The organism is Pseudomonas sp. TH34 (assembly GCF_016650865.1).
Lineage (GTDB): Bacteria > Pseudomonadota > Gammaproteobacteria > Pseudomonadales > Pseudomonadaceae > Aquipseudomonas > Aquipseudomonas yamanorum.
This window is the reverse complement of sequence record NZ_JAEKFB010000012.1, coordinates 66,106-87,131: the sequence shown is the minus strand read 5'-3', so window position 1 is coordinate 87,131 and position 21,026 is coordinate 66,106. Positions and strand designations below refer to the sequence as shown.

Annotated in this window: 17 protein-coding genes, 2 pseudogenes and 1 riboswitch; of the genes and pseudogenes, 15 read left to right on the top strand and 4 right to left on the bottom strand. The window is 62.8% G+C overall.

What is annotated here, in order from left to right; all coding sequences use genetic code 11:
- Positions 1–28: 28 nt before the first annotated feature.
- Entirely contained in the window at positions 29–1,297 is a 1,269-nt protein-coding gene (fabF, locus tag JFU58_RS08635; RefSeq protein ID WP_093209256.1) for a beta-ketoacyl-ACP synthase II, read from the bottom strand.
- A 113-nt stretch (positions 1,298–1,410) separates the two neighbouring features.
- On the opposite strand from fabF, the gene JFU58_RS08630 reads away from it, so the two are divergent.
- The 5 genes and pseudogenes from JFU58_RS08630 (at position 1,411) to JFU58_RS08610 (ending at position 8,712) form a co-directional block, all read left to right on the top strand.
- On the top strand, positions 1,411–1,929 hold the full coding sequence (locus JFU58_RS08630) for a winged helix-turn-helix transcriptional regulator (protein WP_201140273.1): 519 nt from the start codon (positions 1,411–1,413) through the stop codon (positions 1,927–1,929).
- Positions 1,926–2,127, top strand: a riboswitch (cobalamin riboswitch). It overlaps the preceding gene by 4 nt.
- Positions 2,128–2,220: 93 nt before the next feature.
- A complete protein-coding gene (cobW, locus tag JFU58_RS08625) occupies positions 2,221–3,282 on the top strand; it encodes a cobalamin biosynthesis protein CobW (RefSeq protein WP_201140271.1) in 1,062 nt (353 codons plus the stop codon).
- A 3-nt stretch (positions 3,283–3,285) separates the two neighbouring features.
- The gene (cobN, locus tag JFU58_RS08620) at positions 3,286–7,059 is read left to right on the top strand and encodes a cobaltochelatase subunit CobN (protein WP_201140269.1); all 3,774 of its coding nucleotides are present in this window, start codon (positions 3,286–3,288) and stop codon (positions 7,057–7,059) included.
- Positions 7,059–8,054, top strand: a pseudogene (locus JFU58_RS08615) (ATP-binding protein); the annotation flags it as partial. The gene cobN and the pseudogene JFU58_RS08615, both read left to right, overlap by 1 nt.
- Before the next feature lie 55 nt (positions 8,055–8,109).
- A complete protein-coding gene (locus JFU58_RS08610) occupies positions 8,110–8,712 on the top strand; it encodes a vWA domain-containing protein (protein WP_063033953.1) in 603 nt (200 codons plus the stop codon).
- A 37-nt stretch (positions 8,713–8,749) separates the two neighbouring features.
- On the opposite strand, the gene JFU58_RS08605 is transcribed toward JFU58_RS08610, so the two are convergent.
- The gene (locus JFU58_RS08605; RefSeq protein WP_201140267.1) at positions 8,750–9,793 is read right to left on the bottom strand and encodes a DUF1853 family protein; all 1,044 of its coding nucleotides are present in this window, start codon (positions 9,791–9,793) and stop codon (positions 8,750–8,752) included.
- 144 nt (positions 9,794–9,937) lie between these two features.
- Between JFU58_RS08605 and JFU58_RS08600 the strand changes: the two genes are divergently transcribed.
- The 6 genes from JFU58_RS08600 to pepN are packed head-to-tail and all read left to right on the top strand — an operon-like array spanning position 9,938 to position 16,445.
- The gene (locus tag JFU58_RS08600; RefSeq protein WP_003217892.1) at positions 9,938–10,828 is read left to right on the top strand and encodes an NAD(+) kinase; all 891 of its coding nucleotides are present in this window, start codon (positions 9,938–9,940) and stop codon (positions 10,826–10,828) included.
- On the top strand, positions 10,825–11,799 hold the full coding sequence (locus tag JFU58_RS08595; protein ID WP_201140379.1) for a metallophosphoesterase: 975 nt from the start codon (positions 10,825–10,827) through the stop codon (positions 11,797–11,799). Before JFU58_RS08600 ends, JFU58_RS08595 begins: the two co-directional genes overlap by 4 nt.
- Positions 11,796–12,671: a rhomboid family intramembrane serine protease gene (locus JFU58_RS08590; protein WP_063029480.1), complete on the top strand. Its 876-nt coding sequence runs from the start codon at positions 11,796–11,798 to the stop codon at positions 12,669–12,671. Before JFU58_RS08595 ends, JFU58_RS08590 begins: the two co-directional genes overlap by 4 nt.
- Before the next feature lie 15 nt (positions 12,672–12,686).
- Positions 12,687–12,947 (top strand): YeaC family protein, encoded by a 261-nt coding sequence (locus tag JFU58_RS08585; RefSeq protein ID WP_003217900.1) that lies wholly within the window; start codon positions 12,687–12,689, stop codon positions 12,945–12,947.
- On the top strand, positions 12,944–13,774 hold the full coding sequence (locus JFU58_RS08580; protein ID WP_093209274.1) for a DUF2797 domain-containing protein: 831 nt from the start codon (positions 12,944–12,946) through the stop codon (positions 13,772–13,774). Before JFU58_RS08585 ends, JFU58_RS08580 begins: the two co-directional genes overlap by 4 nt.
- Positions 13,775–13,787: 13 nt before the next feature.
- A complete protein-coding gene (gene pepN / locus JFU58_RS08575; protein WP_201140265.1) occupies positions 13,788–16,445 on the top strand; it encodes an aminopeptidase N in 2,658 nt (885 codons plus the stop codon).
- Positions 16,446–16,584: 139 nt separating this feature from the next.
- Here pepN and JFU58_RS08570 read toward each other — a convergent pair.
- Positions 16,585–17,639 (bottom strand): annotated as a pseudogene (locus tag JFU58_RS08570) (aldo/keto reductase).
- Between the two features lie 184 nt (positions 17,640–17,823).
- Here JFU58_RS08570 and JFU58_RS08565 point away from each other — a divergent pair.
- The 4 genes from JFU58_RS08565 to JFU58_RS08550 all read left to right on the top strand — a co-directional run bounded on the left by JFU58_RS08565 (position 17,824) and on the right by JFU58_RS08550 (position 20,673).
- Complete coding sequence (locus tag JFU58_RS08565) at positions 17,824–18,540, top strand: HTH domain-containing protein (RefSeq protein WP_201140263.1); 717 nt, start codon at positions 17,824–17,826, stop codon at positions 18,538–18,540.
- A 52-nt stretch (positions 18,541–18,592) separates the two neighbouring features.
- Entirely contained in the window at positions 18,593–18,934 is a 342-nt protein-coding gene (locus tag JFU58_RS08560; protein WP_063029487.1) for a nuclear transport factor 2 family protein, read from the top strand.
- Between the two features lie 22 nt (positions 18,935–18,956).
- On the top strand, positions 18,957–20,084 hold the full coding sequence (zapE, locus tag JFU58_RS08555) for a cell division protein ZapE (RefSeq protein ID WP_201140261.1): 1,128 nt from the start codon (positions 18,957–18,959) through the stop codon (positions 20,082–20,084).
- 97 nt (positions 20,085–20,181) lie between these two features.
- The gene (locus JFU58_RS08550) at positions 20,182–20,673 is read left to right on the top strand and encodes a GNAT family N-acetyltransferase (RefSeq protein ID WP_063029491.1); all 492 of its coding nucleotides are present in this window, start codon (positions 20,182–20,184) and stop codon (positions 20,671–20,673) included.
- Between the two features lie 97 nt (positions 20,674–20,770).
- Here the strand turns inward: JFU58_RS08550 and JFU58_RS08545 are convergent, their stop codons facing one another.
- Entirely contained in the window at positions 20,771–20,986 is a 216-nt protein-coding gene (locus JFU58_RS08545; protein WP_201140259.1) for a hypothetical protein, read from the bottom strand.
- Between the last annotated feature and the right edge of the window lie 40 nt (positions 20,987–21,026).

The following is a 21,026-nucleotide window of genomic DNA, read 5'->3' as shown; positions in this document are numbered from 1 at the left end:
GGCGGGCGATGGACGTCAAATCGCCGCGTTAACTCCAGCGTTTGAACAACACACTGGCATTCACGCCACCAAATCCGAATCCATTGGATATCGCGTATTCAATCGGCAGCGGCCGGGCTTGACCTCGGACCATATCCAGCCCTTCGGCAGCGGGGTCCGGGTTGTCCAGGTTGAGGGTCGCCGGGGCAATCTGATCGCGCAGGGCGAGCACAGTGAAGATCGCCTCGATCCCGCCCGCTGCGCCCAACAGATGGCCGGTCGCCGACTTGGTGGCGCTGATCGCGACGCTGGCATTTGCACCGAACAGCGTATTGATCGCCGCCAGTTCGCCGTTGTCACCTACGGGTGTCGACGTGGCATGGGCGTTCAAATGCTGGATCTGTGCGGCGCTGATCCCCGCCTGCGCAATCGCCAATTCCATCGCCCGGCGCGCACCGGAGCCATCTTCCGGCCCTGAAGTCATGTGATAGGCGTCGGCGCTGGTACCGTAGCCCACCAGCTCGGCGATAGGCGTGGCCCCGCGAGCCAGTGCATGCTCCAGCTCCTCGATCACCAATATCCCGGCACCTTCGCCCATCACAAATCCATCTCGGCCTTGATCAAATGGGCGGGAAGCCAATGCCGGCGTGTCGTTGTAATCGCTGGACAGTGCACGTGCTGCGGCAAAACCGCCGAGGCTGACCCGGTGGATGCAGGCTTCGGCGCCGCCACACACGGCGATATCGATTTCCCCTGCGCGGATCATCCGAGCGGCATCACCAATCGCCTGTACGCCGGCGGCGCAAGCGGTGACGGGGGAGCCGAGCGGGCCTTTCAGTTGGTGCTGGATCGACACATGCCCGGCTGCCATGTTGCCGAGGAATGACGGGATCGTGAACGGCGACAGGCGGCGTGGCCCTTTGCTGTCAGCCGTACGAACGGCCTCGGCAATCGCGGGAAAACCACCCACGCCGGAGGCGATGATTGTCGCGGTACGTTCTTGCTGCGATGGCGTCTGCGGACTCCAGCCAGCCTGGGCCAGGGCCTCTTGCGCGGCTGCCAGGGCAAACACGATGAACCGGTCCATCTTGCGTTGTTCCTTGGCCGGGATGACAGTGTCGGGGTCAAAGCCGGCTTCAGGGTCCTGGGTGCGGTCGAGCACTTGGCCGCCGATGCTGATTGCCAGGTCGCCGACCAATGCCTCGGGTAGCCTGCGAATCCCGGATTCACCGGCCAGCAGGCGTTTCCAGGTCTGTTCCACGCCGGTTGCCAGCGGGGTCACTGCACCCATGCCGGTCACAACAATTCGCTTACTCATGATCGCTTAGCTCCGCAAATTTCAGGTTGGTAGCATTGCATGGACGAAGCTATCATTATGAAAGTAACATTCGATAGCTTAAATTTCCGGGGCCGCCCCATAGAGGAACTGCAATGCAACGTAAGTCGCTGGTGAATGCCGAATGCCCGGTAGCCCGTGGAGTGGAACGGGTAGGCGAGTGGTGGAGCATCCTGATCATGCGCGACGCGCTGCAAGGTTTGCGGCGCTTTGACGAGTTTTCACAGAGCCTGGGAATCGCTCCGAACATGCTGACTCGCCGGCTCAACAGCCTGGTGGACGCGGGGCTGTTGGAGCGCCGGCAATACAGCGAGCGGCCGCCACGTTTCGAGTACGTGCCGACGCCGGTCGGCGAGGATTTCCGGGTGGTGATCATGGCGTTCGTCGGTTGGGGCAACCGCCATTTCGCCAACGAAGGTGAAAGCCTGCAATTGGTTGACCGGGAAACCCGGCGCCCGGTGGAAGTGGCGGTGGTGGACGCCGACGGTGTGCGCGTGTCCGTCGAGCAATGCAGCGTTCAGGCCGGGCCGGCGGCGAGCGAAGGCATGCTGGAGCGCCTGGCGCTGCTTAGTGCCAAACGCTCGGACATTGACCCGTCCCCGCTCACTGCGTAGCCTTGCACCTTCGAGGTTCTTCGGCCCAAGCCGAAGCTAAGAAGGGAACGCGGTCAATGCCGCGGCTGCCCCCGCAACTGTAAAGGGTTTATCTGACTGCCACGCCACTGCCTGAACAAGGCGGGAAGGCGCAGCCAGCGCCGGCCTCACCGCCGGCAAGCCCCAAGCCAGGAGACCTGCCTCGCAACCGATTTTCTACTTCAACCGGGCGGGGTGATCCGGTGGCGAATTCTGCTTCTGCGCACCCGCGCAGGGCCACTCGTCCCGTATGCCCGCCCCAAAGGGCATCCGATGAAAACACTGGCCAAACTCCCCGTCACCATCGTTACCGGCTTCCTCGGCTCGGGCAAGACCACCTTGCTGCGCCACATGCTGGATAACGCCCAGGGGCGCCGCATCGCGGTGATCGTCAACGAGTTCGGCGAGCTGGGCATTGACGGTGAAATCCTCAAGCAATGTTCCATCGGCTGCACCGAAGAAGAAGCCAACGGCCGCGTCTACGAATTGGCCAATGGCTGCCTGTGCTGCACGGTCCAGGAAGAGTTCTTCCCGGTGATGCGCGAACTGGTGGCCCGTCGCGGCGACCTCGACCATATCCTCATCGAAACCTCGGGCCTGGCCCTGCCAAAACCCTTGGTCCAGGCGTTCCAGTGGCCGGAAATCCGCAGTGCCTGCACCGTTGACGCCGTGATCACCGTGGTCGACAGCCCGGCCGTGGCCGCCGGCACGTTCGCCGCCTTCCCGGACCAGGTCGACGCCCAGCGCAAGCTCGACCCGAACCTGGACCATGAATCGCCGCTGCACGAGCTGTTCGCCGACCAACTGGCCAGCGCCGACCTGGTGATCCTCAACAAGTCCGACCTGATCAGCCCTGAAGACCTGGCCCGTGTGCGCCTGGAAGTGGCTGAAGAACTGCCGCCAGCGGTCAAAATCATCGAAGCCAGCAGCGGTCGCCTGCCGCTGGACGTGTTGATCGGCCTGGGTGCGGGCTCCGAAGAACATATCGACGGTCGCCACAGCCATCACGATCATCATCACGAAGGTGAAGACGACCACGATCACGACGCCTTCGATTCCATCTCCATCGAACTGCCCCAGGCTGACGAAAGCCTGCTGCTGGACGCCCTGACCCAACTGGTGGTCAAGCACGGCATCCTGCGGGTCAAGGGCTTTGCGGCGATCCCGAACAAACCGATGCGCCTGCTGATCCAGGGCGTGGGCACCCGTTTTGACAAGCACTTCGACCGCGCCTGGCGCGCCGATGAGCTCCGCGCCACGCACCTGGTGCTGATCGGCCAGGAACTGGACGCCGTCTTGCTTGAAGCGCAACTGCGCGCCGCCCTCAGCGTTTAACCCATGCACCTGCTCAGGACCCAGCCCGGCGGTTTCGTTTCGGATGACAACATCGCCGACCTTGGACAGACTCCCGCCGAGCTGGTAATCCTGTGCAGCGGTGATTCCAGCCTGGCGTTGCTGGCCGAAGCGGCCCAGCAGTTGCCCGAGGATTACCCGAGCCTGCGGCTGGCCAACCCGATGCAGGTGCAGAACCATGCCTCGGTCGACCTGTATGTGGATGAGGTACTGCGTCACGCCAAGGTCATCCTGATTTCGCTGCACGGCGGCATCGGTTATTGGCGCTACGGTATCGAGCGCTTGGTGGAATTGGCCGAGCGTGGAGTGCAACTGATTCTGGTGCCGGGGGATGATCGCCCGGACCCGGAACTCAGCGGTCTCAGCACCGTGGGTGCCGAGGAGCGTGACCGGCTCTGGCACTTCCTGCGCCAGGGTGGCTTGGGTAATGCGCTGGATTTCTATCGCTGCCTGGCTGCGGGCTATCTTGGCCGCGATTACGCCTGGAGCGAGCCGCAAACCCTGCCGCGCACGGCGATTTATCACCCGCACAAAGCCAATGCCCGTCTCAACGATTGGCAGGCCGATTGGCAAGCTGATTTTCCGGTGGCGGCGGTGCTGTTCTACCGCTCGCATTTGCAGGCGGCCAACACCGGCTTTATCGATGTGTTTTGCCAACGCTTGCAGGCGGCGGGTCTTAACCCGTTGCCGATGGCGGTGGCCAGTTTGAAAGAACCCGGCTGCCTGACGGTGGTCGAGGACTTGCTGGACGAGGTGCACGCCTCGGTGATTCTGAACACCACCGGCTTTGCCCAATCCAGCCCCGAAGCCCCGCACCTGCGGCCGTTTCGCCGCAATATCCCGGTGATCCAGGCGATTTGCGCCCAGGACAACGAGCCCGGCTGGCAGGCCAGCGAGCAAGGCCTCGGCCCACGTGACCTGGCGATGCACATCGCGTTGCCGGAACTGGACGGGCGCATCATCAGCCGGCCCATCAGCTTCAAAGACCTGGCCTGGCGCAGCGAGCGCAGCCAGTCGGATGTGGTGTGCTATCGCGCGCAGCCGGAACGCATGGACTTCGTCGCCGAACTGGCGCGGCGTTGGGTGGAACTGGCGCGGGTACCGAATGGCGAAAAACGCATCGCGCTGATCCTCGCCAACTACCCGACCCGGGATGGGCGTATCGGCAATGGTGTGGGGCTCGACACCCCAGCCGCTGCGCTGAACATCTTGCGCGCATTAAAGACTGAAGGTTATCCGCTGCCGGACGTCCTGCCGGAAAGCGGCACGGCGCTGATCCAGGAACTGTTGGGCGGTGTCAGCAACGACCTGGACAGCCTCGACCTGCGTCCGTGTCACCAAAGCCTGGCGCTCGACGACTACGAAGCGATGTTCAACCGCTTGCCCGAGTCTAACCGCCAAGCGGTTTTGGCACGCTGGGGCACACCTCATACCGATCCGATGTTCCGCGACGGCCGCATGATGATTGCCGGCCTGCGTTTCGGCCTGACCTTCGTCGGCATCCAGCCGGCCCGGGGTTACCAGGTCGACGCCAGTGCCGTTTATCACGACCCGGACCTGGTGCCGCCCCACGGTTACCTGGCGTTCTACTTCTGGTTGCGCCAGACCTACGGCGCCCACGGCGTGATCCACGTCGGCAAGCACGGCAACCTGGAGTGGCTGCCGGGCAAGGGCGTCGGGCTTTCCGAAAATTGCTGGCCGGACGCATTGCTGGGGCCGTTGCCGAATATCTACCCGTTTATCGTCAACGACCCGGGCGAGGGCGCCCAGGCCAAGCGCCGTACCCAGGCGGTGATCATCGATCACCTGATGCCGCCGCTGACCCGGGCCGAAACCTACGGGCCGTTGCGCGACCTGGAGCTGCTGGCCGACGAGTATTACGAAGCACAACTCCTCGACCCTCGACGGGCCCGCGAGCTGCAAAAGGACATCCTCAAGCTGGTGCGGGAAACCCGTATCGACCAGGAATTGGCCCTGGACGAGAACCTCGACAGCGACGCCGACGCGGCGATCTGGCTGCCGCGCCTGGACACTTACCTGTGTGACTTGAAGGAGTCGCAGATTCGCGATGGCCTGCACATCTTTGGTGAGTCGCCCGAGGGCCGGTTGCGCATCGACACCTTGCTGGCCTTGCTGCGTATTCCGCGTGGCGATGGGCGCGGGCCGCAATCGAGTCTGCTGCGGGTATTGGCCAAGGCTTTCGAGCTGGGTTTCGATCCGCTGGATTGCGCCTTGGCCGAGCCGTGGACCGGGCGTCGTCCATTGGTGTTGCAGGATATCGACACGCAATTGTGGCGTACCGCCGGCGACACCCGTGAACGCTTGGAGCTGTATGCCGCGCGCCTGATCGAGCAGGCGCTGGAAGGTGCGGTGGAACAGCTTGAAGAGCCCGGCTGGGAAGACGTCAAGTCGGTGATCGAGAGCCTGCGCATCGTCGTCGCGCCCCGCCTGGATGCTTGCGGCCCGGCGGAAATGCGCGGGTTGCTGGATGCATTGAGCGGGCGGTTCGTCCCGGCCGGGCCCAGCGGTGCGCCGAGCCGGGGCCGCCTGGACGTGTTGCCTACCGGTCGCAATTTTTTCTCGGTGGATGTGCGCAACCTGCCCACTACCACCGCTTGGCGCATCGGCTTCCAGTCGGCGAACCTGATTCTTGAGCGTCACCTGCAGGATCATGGCGACCACTTGCGCCAGCTCGGCCTGTCGGTGTGGGGCACTGCCACCATGCGCACCGGCGGCGACGACATTGCCCAGGCCATGGCACTGATGGGCGTGCGCCCGGTATGGGCCACGGGCAGCCAGCGGGTGGATGACTTTGAAATCCTGCCCATCAGTCTGCTGGACCGGCCACGGGTGGATGTGACCTTGCGCGTGTCGGGGTTCTTCCGCGATGCGTTCGCCAACCTGATCCGGCTGTTCGACGCGGCGGTGCAAGCCGTGGCGGCGCTGGACGAGCCCGACGACCTGAACCCACTGGCCGCCAAGGTGCGCAGCGAGCGCGAAGCGTTGCGCCTGTCGGGCCTGGACGAGGAAGCGGCGGCGAAACAGGCCGGTTGGCGGATCTTCGGCGCCAAGCCCGGGGCCTACGGCGCCGGCGTGCAGGGCGCGATTGACGGGCGTTTGTGGCAGAGCCGCGAAGACCTGGCCGAGGTTTACCTGAACTGGGGCGGCTACGCCTATGGCGGCTCCGATGAAGGCACCGCCGCCCGTGAACAGTTTGCCCAGCGCTTGAGCCAGGTGCAGGCGGTGTTGCAGAACCAGGACAACCGCGAGCATGACCTGCTCGACTCCAATGACTACTACCAATTCCAGGGCGGCATGCTCGCCGCCGTGGAAACCCTGAGCGGCGACAAGGCCGCCAGTTATCATGGTGACCACAGCCAGCCGGACCTGCCGAAGATCCGCACGCTGAAGGAAGAGCTGAACCGGGTGATTCGTGCCCGGGCGGCCAACCCGAAGTGGATCGAAGGGGTGAAGCGCCACGGCTACAAAGGCGCGTTCGAGATGGCCGCGACCGTGGACAATCTGTTTGCGTTCGACGCCACCACGGCGCTGATCGACGATCATCAATACGCGTTGCTGGCGGACGCCTATTTGCTGGACCCGGACACCCGCGCCTTTGTGCGGCAGCACAACCCGGATGCCCTGCGGGACATGACCGAGCGCATGCTCGAAGCCCAGCAGCGTGGCATGTGGCAGGAGCCCGGGGCGTACCGCGAAGCGTTGGAAAACCTGTTGTTGGATATAGAAGAAGGCAGTTGATGACCGACCTCCCGCATTTCCCGCTGTCCGCCGTTGTCGGTGCCGACGACTTGAAACTGGCCCTGTGCCTGACTGCCATCGACCCAAAAATCGGCGGCGTGCTGATTGAAGGCCCGCGCGGCATGGCCAAGTCCACCCTGGCCCGTGGTCTGGCGGACCTGCTCGCCAGCGGCCAGTTCGTTACGCTGCCGTTGGGCGCCACCGAAGAGCGTCTGGTGGGCACCCTTGATCTGGACGCGGCGCTCGGCGAAGGCCGCGCACAGTTTTCCCCCGGCGTACTGGCCAAGGCCGACGGCGGTGTGCTCTACGTCGATGAAGTCAATTTGCTGCCCGATCACCTGGTGGACCTGCTGCTGGACGTGGCCGCCAGCGGCACCAACCTGATCGAGCGCGACGGCATTTCCCACCGGCATTCGGCGCGCTTCGTGCTGATTGGCACCATGAACCCGGAAGAGGGCGAGTTGCGCCCGCAATTGCTCGACCGGTTTGGTTTCAACGTAGCGCTGAGCGGGCACACCCAGCCGGCTGAGCGGGGGCAGATCATTCGTCGCCGGCTGGATTTTGACAGCGACCCTCAGGGCTTCTGCGGGCACTGGGCCGATCAGCAGGCCGCGTTGCGTGAGCGCTGCACTCAGGCGCGGGCTTTACTGGATAGCATTCCGCTGGATGACCAGGCGCTGGCGCAGATCACCGAGCGCTGCTTTGCCGCTGGGGTCGATGGCTTGCGCGCCGACCTGGTCTGGCTGCGCGGCGCCCGTGCCCATGCGGCCTGGCGGGGTGCGACGGTCATCGGCGAGGAAGATATCGAAGCCGTTGCGGAATTTGCCCTGCGTCACCGGCGCCAGGAGCAATCACCGCCTGCTACTCCGCCTGCAGGCGGTCAATCAGCCGAGCCCAATGATTCAACAGAAGGCCAGGGCCAATGGGGCGACATGCCCGCGCCTGCGCTGACGACGGGTGCTCGCCGGGACGTGCCCACCTGGCCAAAAAGCCCTAGGCATCCGCCCCAGGCTTCCAGCGGGGGCGGATGCGCGGCCCAAGGCGGGTCGACTGGACAAGGGCCGGCGAGGCCAGGCGCGCAGCGCGGCCGAAGGTTCGATCAACTGGCCGGGTACCTTGCTCGGCGGGCGGCCGCAGCGTCGTGAAGATCTGTTGTATCAACTGCGCAGCCGCACGCCCCATGAACTGTGGCTGGTGATTGTCGATGCTTCGGCGTCCACCCGGCGGCATCAGGCGCTGAGCGATGCCAAGGGATTACTGGCCCAACTGTTCGACGATGCCTATCGACAGCGGGCGCGCATGGCGTTGCTCGCCGTGAGCGGGCAATCGCCAAAGTGGCAGGTGCAGGGATTAAAGGCGGCGAAAGGGCTGGGTCGGTGGCTTGATGGCCTCGGTGCAGGTGGTGGCACGCCATTGTTGGCAGCGCTGAACGAAGCGGGGCACTGGTTGGCGGCTCGTCGCAAACGTTACCCGGTGGAGCAGCAGCGGTTGCTGGTGATCACCGATGGGCGGCTGAAGGATGTGGCAGGGCTGCCGCAGCTGGACTGCCCGGGCTTGCTGGTGGACATCGAGCGCGGCCCGATCCGCCTGGGCCGCGCGAAAGCGCTGGCTACCGGGCTGCAGGTGGATTATCGGCACATCGATCACCTGTAAGCCCCCCCGCAAATCCGTCCGTAGCAGCTGTCGAGCGTCAGCGAGGCTGCGTCGGGCGCGACTCGGTAATGGAGGATGACTCGGCAATTGCGGTGCTGCCGACGCAGCCTCGCTGGCGCTCGACAGCTGCTACGGGGGTGCCGGGTACGTTCGGCCACAGATCCGCCACCAGGAAGAGTCGTTCGGCTTCTTCCCATTCGCCTTCGCTGTTTTCCATCAGGCGCACCAGCAACTGCGCGGGCGCCATGGGGTCCAGTTCGGTGAGCCAGTCTCGCATCCGGGCCGCATCCCAAGCTTCATCCGCCGGGTAGTGCGCCGGCGCCAGCCATGCATGGCGGGGTAGCGGTTGCCAGCGACCGGCGGGGCTTTGCTCGATAAACCTCGACCAATCACGCTGATGCAGCCAGCGGCCATTCAGGTGCTGCGGATGCGCGCCCACCGGCGCTTGCGCCATGCCAGGCCATGGGTAGAGCAAATACCCGCCCAGCCACAAATGGGCATCAAATCTCTGGATATCCAGCGCCGCCAGTATTTCGCGGCTTTCCGGCCGTGCGGAAATCGGCAATTGATGCTGCGCCAGATGGGCCAGCTTGCGGTCGAGCCGGTCATGACAGCCCGGGCCCAGCCATTGCGCGGTGTCCCGGCCGTCGCCGTCCTGGGGCCCGAGATAAAGTTTGATCGCCAGTTCCAGGTGATGCACACCATCACGGTCACGCAGCAGCATGTCCAGCTCGCCCAGGGTATGCCCGGCCTGGCGGATCGGCAGGTTGGCCGCCAGCAATTCCACGCCCGGCGCATGCTGCACGGCGAATTGCCACAGCCGTTCGTAATACAGCCCCAGCCGACGGGTACGTGCCTGGCTCAGCCAATGCAGCAAGGCGCTGCTGTCCTTGTCCAGCTGGCGCAGCCAGTGTTCCAGCAAATGCGGGGCCTGCACCCAGTCGCTGCCGGTCAATGGGTGGCGTTGCGGCCAGGGTGTCTGCTCAAGCATCGGCGGGGCGAGCATCACCCACGCGAGGTCGCGCACCTCGGGGTGACGCAGTTGGCGGGGCAGGTGCTGTAAATCAGGGAACAGAGTCATGGTCCGAGCATAGCCTTTTACAGCCGGGAAGGGGGCTGAGAACCGTTGTCGTCTGGGGTTTGCGGCGACAAAGGATTTTGTGTAACGCCGGCTTTCGCCCATAATCGTTCTTTTTTGCCAGAACCCGAACCCCGCAGGAGCCCCATGGAGCAATTTCGCAATATCGGCATTATCGGTCGCCTGGGCAGTACCCAGGTGCTGGACACCGTCCGCCGGCTGAAAAAGTTTCTGCTCGAGCGCCACCTGCATGTGATCCTCGAAGACACCATCGCTGAAATCCTCCCCGGCCACGGCCTGCAAACCTCGTCGCGCAAGATGCTCGGTGAAGTCTGCGACATGGTGATCGTGGTAGGCGGCGACGGCAGCCTGTTGGGCGCCGCCCGTGCGCTGGCGCGGCATAACGTGCCGGTGCTGGGGATCAACCGCGGGAGCCTGGGATTCCTCACCGATATTCGCCCCGACGAGCTGGAAGTCGAAGTGGCCAAGGTGCTGGACGGCCATTACCTGGTGGAAAACCGCTTCCTGCTGCAAGCCGAAGTGCGCCGCCATGGCGAAGCCATCGGCCAGGGTGACGCCCTCAATGACGTGGTGCTGCACCCCGGCAAGTCGACGCGGATGATCGAGTTCGAGCTGTACATCGACGGCCAGTTCGTGTGCAGCCAGAAGGCCGACGGCCTGATCGTCGCCACGCCGACCGGCTCCACGGCCTACGCGCTGTCGGCCGGCGGGCCGATCATGCATCCCAAGCTGGATGCCATTGTGATCGTGCCGATGTACCCCCATATGTTGTCCAGCAGACCTATCGTGGTCGACGGCAACAGTGAGTTGAAAATCGTGGTGTCCAAAGACATGCAGATCTACCCGCAAGTCTCCTGCGACGGGCAGAACCATTTCACCTGCGCCCCCGGTGACACCATCACCGTGAGCAAAAAGGCACAGAAGTTGCGGTTGATCCACCCGCTGGACCACAACTACTACGAAGTGTGCCGTACCAAGCTGGGCTGGGGCAGCCGCTTGGGGGGTGGAGGCGACTGATGCTCGATCCCGCGCGTAGCTACGACCTGATTGGTGACGTGCACGGTTGCGCTCATACCCTTGAGCACTTGCTCGACCGGTTGGGTTACCACAAGCAGGGCGGCACCTGGCGGCATCCGTCGCGAATGGCCGTGTTCCTCGGCGATATCATCGACCGTGGCCCGCGCATTCGCGAGGCGCTGCATATCGTCCACGACATGACTGAGGCCGGCCAGGCGCTGTGCATCATGGGCAACCATGAGTTCAACGCCCTGGGCTGGAGCACCCCCGCACCCCCCGGCAGCGGCAAGCAGTTCGTGCGCGAGCACACGCCACGCCATGCGCGCTTGATCCATGAAACCCTGACCCAGTTCGAGCAGCACCCGGCAGACTGGCACGACTTCCTCGGCTGGTTCTACGACATGCCGCTGTTTATCGATGCCGGACGATTCCGCGTGGTGCACGCTTGCTGGGACAACGGCTTTATCGAACCCCTGCGCGCGCATTTCCCGGACGGCTGCATCGACCAGCACTTCCTGCAAGCCGCCGCCGTGCCCGGCAGTTTCGCCAGCAACGCCTTCGACCGCCTGCTGCGCGGCACCGACATGCGCCTGCCGGACGGCCTGACCCTGACCGGCGGCGACGGCCTGACGCGCTCGTTCTTCCGTACCAAGTTCTGGGAAGACGACCCGAAAACCTACGGCGATATCGTGTTCCAGCCTGATGCGCTGCCGGAACCGGTGGCTGCCACGCCGCTGTCGTCCACTGAAAAGAATTCCCTGCTGCGCTACGGCGTCGACGAGCCGTTGCTGTTCGTCGGTCACTACTGGCGCAGTGGCAAACCGGCGCCGATCCGCCCGAACCTGGCCTGCCTGGACTACAGCGCGGTGCTGTACGGCAAGTTGGTGGCTTACCGGCTGGATCAGGAGACCCGCCTGGACCCGCGTAAATTTGTTTGGGTCGATGTCGAGCGCCCTGAGGTTATTACATGAGTACCGTGGCTGTATTACGCCTGCCGCTGGCAGTGGATTTGAGTGGTTTCGTCAAGCTTCTGCAACGCATGCAAGTGCCCCACCGCGTCAGCGAAGAAGCCGGGGAACAGGTGCTGTGGGTGCCCGATTCCATCAGCGAAGATGTGAAGGTCTTGTACCAACGCTTTCCGGCCGGTGACCCGGACCAGCAATTGGACATTCCCGAGCAGGCGGCGACGGCCAAACGTCCCGGGTTTGTCCAGCAGTTGCGCCACAGCCCGGTGACCGGACTTATCCTGCTGCTGAGCATCATCGTCGGCGCCGTTACGTTGCTGGGGGATAACCTGCAAGCCATGAGCTGGCTGACGTTCCTGCCGTTCAGCGTGTCGGGTGAGTACCTGCACTTCACGCCGCTGGCCGACAGTCTCGCATCAGGGCAGTGGTGGCGCTTGGTCACGCCGATGCTGATCCATTTCGGCATCCTGCACCTGGCCATGAACGGCATGTGGTACTGGGAACTGGGACGGCGTATCGAGTTGCGCCAGGGCAGTATCAACCTACTGGGCCTGACCCTGTTGTTCAGCCTGGTGTCGAACTACGCTCAATACTATTTTGGTGGTCCCGGCCTGTTTGGCGGGTTGTCCGGGGTGCTGTACGGCTTGCTCGGGCATTGCTGGATCTATCAGTTGTTGTCGCCGAACCCGGCGTATCGCCTGCCTCGCGGGGTGTTGGTGATGATGCTGGTGTGGTTGGTGCTGTGCCTGTCGGGCCTGGTTTCGATGATCGGTTTCGGCGAAATCGCCAACGCGGCCCACGTGGGTGGCCTGGTGATGGGTTGCCTGACCGGTTTGTTGGGTGGCTTGTACAGCCGCCGCAAAATGTCTCCTATTTAGTTAAGGAAGAGTCTTATGTCCTCTTTTGTCGAAATGATCGAAAACATCACCCCGGACATCTACGAGAGCCTTAAGCTCGCCGTGGAAATCGGCAAGTGGTCCGATGGCCGCAAGCTCACCGCCGAGCAGCGTGAACTGTCGTTGCAGGCGGTGATCGCCTGGGAACTGCAGAACCTGCCGGAAGACCAGCGCACCGGCTACATGGGCCCGCAGGAATGCGCCTCGAAGTCGGCGCCGGTGCCGAACATCCTGTTCAAGTCGGATGCCATCCATTGATTGAGATTGGCCGTGGTGCAGTCAGCAAGATGTCGGCGCAGTTGGGTGAGCCGACCGTTCAATACGCGTTTCGCCTGGGCGACATCGAGGTGCCGGTCAACCCGTTGATCGGCACCACCGTGCGCCTGGAATACCTCGGTGCGATCCATTGCACCCATTGCGGTCGCAAGACCAAGACCAGTTTCAGCCAGGGTTACTGCTACCCGTGCATGACCAAACTGGCCCAGTGCGACCTGTGCATCATGAGCCCCGAGCGCTGCCATTACGACGCAGGCACCTGCCGCGATCCGGCCTGGGGTGAAAAATTCTGCATGACCGACCACGTGGTGTACCTGGCGAATTCGTCGGGGATCAAGGTCGGCATCACTCGCGCCAGCCAGCTGCCGACCCGCTGGCTCGACCAGGGCGCCAGCCAGGCGCTGCCGATCATGCGGGTTGCCACGCGCCAGCAGTCGGGCTTCGTCGAAGATCTGTTCCGCAGCCAGGTGGCCGACAAGACCAACTGGCGCGCGCTGCTCAAGGGCGACGCCCCGGCAGTCGACCTTGCGCAGGTGCGCGACGAACTGTTCGCCAGCTGTGCCGAAGGCATGCTCGGTTTGCAGGAACGCTTTGGCTTGCAGGCCATCCAACCGGTGACCGACATCGAACCGATCCAAATCCGCTACCCGATCGAGCAGTATCCGACCAAGATTGTCAGCTTCAACCTGGACAAGAACCCGATTGCCGAAGGCACGCTGATGGGGATCAAGGGCCAATACCTGATCTTCGATACCGGCGTGATCAACATTCGTAAATACACGGCCTACCAGCTCGCCGTGCATCAGTAGAAGGACGACAGACATGCGCACCGAACAGCCGAAGATGATTTACCTGAAGGACTATCAGGCGCCGGACTACCTGATCGACGAGACGCACCTGACCTTCGAGTTGTTCGAGGACCATAGCCTGGTCCACGCGCAGCTGGTGATGCGCCGCAACCCCGAGCGCGGCGCCGGCCTGCCCCCGCTGGTGCTGGACGGGCAGCAGTTGGAGCTGCTGTCGGTAAACCTGGCTGACCAGGAACTGACCGACGCCGACTACCAGTTGAGCGACAGCCACCTGACCGTGCACCCCACCAGCGCAACCTTCACCCTCGACACCACGGTGAAGATCCACCCGGAAACCAACACCGCCCTGGAAGGCCTGTACAAATCCGGCGGCATGTTCTGCACCCAGTGCGAGGCCGAAGGTTTCCGCAAGATCACTTATTACCTCGACCGCCCGGACGTGATGAGCGTGTTCACCACCACGGTGATCGCCGAGCAGCACAGCTACCCGGTGCTGCTGTCCAACGGCAACCCGATTGCTTCCGGCCCTGGCGAAGACGGCCGGCACTGGGCGACCTGGGAAGACCCATTCAAGAAACCGGCTTACCTGTTCGCACTGGTGGCCGGTGATTTGTGGTGCGTCGAAGACACCTTCACCACCATGACCGAGCGCACCGTGGCGCTGCGCATCTATGTCGAGCCGGAAAACATCGACAAGTGCCAGCACGCCATGAACAGCCTGAAGAAGTCCATGCGCTGGGACGAAGAAGCCTATGGCCGCGAGTACGACCTCGATATTTTCATGATCGTCGCGGTCAACGACTTCAACATGGGCGCCATGGAGAACAAGGGCCTCAACATCTTCAACTCCAGCGCGGTGCTGGCCCGCGCCGAAACCGCCACCGACGCCGCGCACCAGCGTGTCGAGGCGATCGTCGCCCACGAGTATTTCCACAACTGGTCGGGCAACCGCGTGACCTGCCGCGACTGGTTCCAGCTGTCGCTGAAGGAAGGTTTCACGGTGTTCCGTGATTCGCAGTTCTCTGCCGACATGAACTCGGCCACCGTCAAGCGTATCCAGGACGTGGCCTACCTGCGCACGCACCAGTTCGCCGAAGATGCTGGGCCGATGGCCCACGCGGTACGCCCGGACGGCTTTATCGAAATCTCCAACTTCTACACCCTGACCGTGTACGAAAAGGGCTCGGAAGTGGTCCGCATGATCCAGACCTTGCTCGGCGCCGAAGGCTTCCGCAAGGGCAGCGACCTGTACTTCGAACGCCACGACGGTCAGGCTGTGACCTGCGACGACTTTATCAAGGCCATGGAAGACGCCAACGGCGCCGACCTGACCCAGTTCAAGCGCTGGTACAGCCAAGCCGGTACACCACGCCTGGCGGTGAGCGAGTCCTACGACGCGGCGGCTAAAACCTACAGCCTGACCTTCCGTCAAAGCTGCCCGGCAACCCCGGACAAAGTAGAGAAACTGCCGTTCGTGATTCCGGTTGAACTGGGCCTGCTGGACGGCAAGGGCGCGGGTATCGCCTTGCGCCTGGCCGGTGAAGCCGTTGCGGGCGCCACGTCCCGGGTGATCTCGGTGACCGAAGCCGAACAGACCTTTACCTTTGTAGATATTGTCGAACACCCGCTGCCGTCTCTGCTGCGTGGCTTCTCGGCACCGGTGAAACTGAGCTTCCCGTACAACCGCGACCAGTTGATGTTCCTGATGCAGCACGACAGCGATGGATTCAATCGCTGGGACGCCGGCCAGCAACTGTCGGTGCAGGTGTTGCAGGAGCTGATCGCCCAACATCAGCAGGGCAAGGCACTGGTGCTGGATCAACGCCTGATCACCGCACTGCGCAGCGTGTTGAGTGATGAAAGCCTGGACCAGGCGATGGTCGCCGAGATGCTGTCGCTGCCGAGCGAAGCCTACCTGACTGAAATCAGCGAAGTGGCGGACGTCGAGGCCATCCACGTGGCCCGGGAGTTCGCCCGCAAGCAACTGGCGGATCACCTGTTCGAAGGTTTGTGGCTGCGCTACCAGGCCAATCGCGACCTGTCGAAGAAAACCCCGTACGTGGCCGAGGCGGAACACTTCGCCCGTCGCGCCTTGCAGAACATCGCGCTGTCGTACCTGATGCTCAGCGGCAAGCCGGAAGTGCTGGCGGCGACCCTTGAGCAGTTCGACGCGTGCGACAACATGACCGAGCGCCTGACGGCCTTGGCGGTGCTGGTCAACTCGCCGTTCGAAGAAGAGAAGGCCAAGGCCCTCGCGGTGTTTGCCGAGAACTTCAAGGACAACCCGCTGGTCATGGACCAGTGGTTCAGCGTGCAGGCGGGCAGTGGTTTGCCGGGCGCGCTGGAGCGGGTCAAGGCATTGATGCAGCACCCGGCGTTCAACATCAAGAACCCGAACAAGGTGCGGGCACTGGTGGGCGCGTTTGCCGGGCAGAACCTGATCAACTTCCACGCGGCGGACGGTTCGGGTTATCGGTTCCTGGCAGACCTGGTGATCCAGTTGAACGGCTTCAATCCGCAGATCGCTTCGCGGCAGTTGGCGCCGTTGACCCGCTGGCGCAAGTACGACGGCGCGCGGCAGGCGTTGATGAAAGGTGAGCTGGAGCGGATTCGCGCCTCGGGCGAGCTGTCCAGCGATGTGTTTGAGGTGGTGAGCAAGAGCCTTGCGTAACTGAGACCGCCGTTTTCTCAAGGCTGAGCACTGCTTATGTGGCGAGGGAGCTTGCTCCCGCTGGGCTGCGTAGCGGCCCCAAAATCTTGGGAGCGCTACGCACTGGAGCGCCAGCCTGGTCCAGCGGGAGCAAGTGTTTTTAGATAACCGGCGGCCAGCGCAGGTCTAGAGCGTCTTCGTCGGTATAGCGCGGGAAACGCTCCGCGATCATCTCGTGGGGCACCCCCAGCGGTATCGCGCTGGCAGCGTCCAGGCGGGCCACTTGCTCAGCCGAGAGTTGCACACTCAACGCGCCCAGGGTGCCATCCAGCTGTTCGCGTGTGCGCGGGCCCAGAATCGGAATCAGCGCGGTGGTGGAGCGACGGGCTTTTTCCCGCAGCCAGGCGATGGCGATGTGCGTCGGCGTGGCGTCCAGTTCACCAGCGACGGCCAGCAAGGTGTCGAGCACTGCCGTTTCCCGAGCACTTTTTTCCGTGTGAACCAGAATCCCCAACTTGCTGGCGCGGGTATCGTCCTGGCTGTTGCGATATTTTCCGGTGAGAAAACCACCCCCAGCGGTGACCACAACGTGGCGGCCAGCCCCAGGGCTTCGGCCATGGGCAGCAGCTCACGGTCGGCGGTGCGCTCGGCCAGGCTGTATTCGGTCTGGATCGCTACCAGCGGCGCAAAGCCGCGCACTTCGGCGAGCAGGTCGGCGCGGGCAATGCGCCAGGCAGGGAAGTTGGACAGCCCGGCGTAGTGGATCTTGCCGGCGCGCACCAGGTCATCAAACCCCCGCAGGATCTCTTCCATCGGCGTGACGTTGTCGCTGATATGCGCCCAGAACAGGTCGATGTGATCGGTGTTCAGGCGTTTCAGGCTTTCTTCGACGGCGCGCACCATGTTCTTGCGGTTATTGCCGAGCTTGAGGGTGCCTTCGTCCTGAGGCTGGGTGCGCAAGGTGTACTTGCTGGCGATCACCAGGCGGTCGCGTTCCGACGCAATAAACTCGCCGAGCAGCACTTCCGATTGGCCGAACTGGTAGCCGTTGGCGGTATCGAGGAAATTACCGCCGGCCTCAAGGTAGCCGTCGTAAATCCGCTTGGATTCTTCGCGCTCGGCGCCGTGGCCCCAGCCTGTACCGAAGTTGGCGGTACCCAGGGCCAGCTCTGAAACCCGCAGGCCGCTGCGACGGCCAAAGACTTTATTGCGCATACGAGAACTCCTGACGCTGTGGTTTGATTTAAATGTTTTGCAACATCTATTTAATATGATGTGAGTCATATTTTTCGTCAAGCGGCTTTTTTTGCCGTTGAAAGGCAGGGCGTCTGCTCCTGACACTTTCTGACAGAGGCCTCTGCTAAGCTTCGCCACCTTCCTTTTTTCGAGCGTGATCAACGTGTCGCGTACCAGTCGTCTGCTGACCTTGTTGCAAGTCCTGCGGAGTAAGAAGCGCCCCGTGACGGCCGCCGTGCTGGCGGCGGAATTGGAGATTTCCGAACGTACGCTGTACCGCGACATCGCCGAGCTGACGGCGTTGGGCGCGCCGATCTATGGCGAGGCGGGCGTGGGTTATGTGCTGCGTGCGGGTCTGTTCCTGCCGCCGCTGATGCTCAACGCCGACGAGACCGAAGCCATCGTGCTGGGCTTGCGGTATGTCGATCAGCGCGGTGATGACGTACTGAGCCAGGCGGCGGCCAATGCCCTCGCGAAGATTGCTGATGTACTCGACCCGGCGGCCCAGGAAGCGTTGCGCAATCCCACCTTGCTGCCGGGCCCGCAAGGGTTCGGCTACCCGGAAAACCGCGTGCCGTTGAATGTGTTTCGCGAGGCCATTCGCGGCCAGGCCAAGCTGCACATCGATTACGCCGATGCCAGCCAGACCGCCAGCCAGCGCCTGATCTGGCCCCTTGCCCTGGGCTTTCTCAACGAAGTGCGGGTGATCGTCGCGTGGTGCGAATTGCGTGGGGCCTATCGCACCTTCCGTACCGACCGCGTGGCCGCCGCCAGCCTTCACGGCGAGCGTTATCCGGGGCGGCGCAGCGACTGGCTACGGGGCTGGCGCAAGCTGATGGAACAGAACGAATCCGGGCCGTTCACTCCTGACAAGAACTGACACAACGCTGCTTTAGCATGGCTCCATAAATCACTAACAAGGAGCTGTCACCATGTCCCAACCCACCCCCGAGCTGGCCCCGGCGATTGCGACCTACATTGCCGCTGCGAATGCCGGCGACACATCCTTGGTCGCCGACTGTTTTGCCGAAGATGCCAACGTGTTCGATGAAGGCGAGCACCAGGTCGGTACCGCCGCCATTGCGCGTTGGATGGAAGACACCGGGCGCCGCTACCAGCCCAAGGTCCAGGTGCTGAATGTGCAGCACCGCACCGGCAAGGTGCTGGTCAGCAACCTGATCACCGGCAGCTTTCCCGGCAGCCCACTGGAGCTGCGCTATACCTTCCGCCTCAACGAGCAAGGCAAGATTTCCCGATTGGATATTTCCCTGTAGCCGTCATGGCATACTGCCGAGCATGACTTTCGACTCGCCACTCGCCGCCTACCAGCACGCCATCACCGAACAGGGTTTCGTCCCCGACGACGCCCAGCGTGAGGCGGTGCAAGCCCTGCAAGACTGCCATCAGGCCCTGCATCACGGGCATGGGCCTATCACCGGGGTGTACCTGTGGGGCCCGGTCGGTCGGGGTAAGACCTGGCTGATGGACCAGTTCTACCAAAGCCTGCGAGTTCCAGCGCGGCGCCAGCATTTTCATCACTTCATGGGCTGGGTGCACCAGCGCTCGTTCCAACTGACGGGCACCCACGACCCCTTGCAGGCCCTGGCCCGTGAACTGAGCCGGGAAGTGCGGGTGCTATGTTTTGATGAGCTGTTCGTCAATGACATTGGTGACGCGATCATTCTCGGCCGGCTGTTCCAGGTGATGTTCGAGGAAGGCGTGGTGATGGTCTGCACGTCCAACCAGCCACCGGACCAGCTGTACGCCGATGGCTTCAATCGCGATCGTTTCCTGCCGGGAATCGAGGCCATCAAACGGCATATGCGGGTGGTGGCAGTGGATGGCGGGGAAGATCATCGCCTGCATCCAGGGGCCGCGCTGCAGCGTTACTGGGTTGATCAGCCCGACGCGTTGGCCGAGGTGTTTCGCCAGTTGAGCCATGGGCAGGCGGTGAGCAGCGCGCCGGTTGCGGTCGGCTACCGCTCCATCGTGGCGGTGCAGTCCAGTGAGACGGTGCTGTGGTGTCGTTATGCCGATCTATGCGAACAGCCGTTGGCCGCCATGGATTTCATGCTGCTGTGTGATCGGTTCAAGGCCATTTTGCTCGGCGAGGTGCCGAATCTAAGCGCACAAAAGCGTCCGGGACGAATCGCCCGTGGCACCGAAGACGCTGCCGAACGGGTGGACGCCGGTGATCGGGAGCTGCCGGAACTGTCGGTGCATGACGACAGCGTCCGGCGGTTCATCGCCCTGGTGGACGAGTGCTACGACCGCAAGGTGCCGCTGTATATCGAGGCCAAGGTACCCCTAGAAAGCCTCTATACCGAGGGTTACCTGGAGTTTCCATTTCGCCGCACTCTGAGCCGCCTGCAGGAGATGCAGCTGGCGCGGTTTGGCGAGCCTGGCGCGCTTTCACGCGGGTAAATGTAGTTAATCTCCTTCATCTAATGCCTGCTCCATGCTTACAATCGAGCCCTTTTATGGGGACCGAGTCCCTGTTGCACCGTTAACGAGGAAGGAAATGGACACCGCAGACATCCTGGTGCTGCAAGCCAGCTACACCAATCCGGTACACGCCGAGGCCATTGGCCTGGTGCTCAATCATTACGCCGAAGATCCCATGGGCGGTGGCCAAAGCTTGCCGGCCGACCGTTTGCAGCAACTGCCGGCGGAGTTGGCCAAGCGTGCCCATGCGTTCAGCGTGCTGGCCTTTGTCGGCGGCACGCCGGCGGGTCTGGTGAACTGCTTTGAAGGGTTTTCCACCTTTGCTTGCCGTCCGCTGGTCAACGTGCACGACGTGGTGGTGATGGATAAATTTCGCGGCCTGGGGTTGAGTCAGAAGATGCTGCAAAAGGTCGAGGAAATTGCTCGTCAGCGCGGCTGCTGCAAGATCACCCTCGAGGTGCTTGAAGGCAATGGCGTGGCGCAGTCGGCTTATCGAAAGTTTGGATTCGGCGATGCGGTATTTGATGCAGAGCATGGCCGCATGTTGTTTTGGAGTAAACCGCTTTAATTAATGTTTATTTAATTAAAGGAAAAAAGGCGCCAGCAAGTGGCGCCAAATAAACCTTAGCTATCAGAGCGGAATAGCACAGGGTGTTACGGGTAAATCAGGTGTTAGGGGTCGTGGTAGTTTGATCGGCAGTGGCAGGTTTTGCAGTCTTGCCGTCAGCCATTGCGGTTTGCTGGGCAGCACCGTGAGTCTGTTCCTGAACGAAGGTGAAGTTGTTGTAGAACTCCTTCGAGCGCTCTGATCCGCCTTCTGCAAAGGCGGCTACGGAAGTCATGGTCATCAGGCCGGCAAGGATAACAGTCGAAAATTTCATGGCAGTGTCTCAGTAAGTGTGTTGGGTCCGCGCGTTGTCA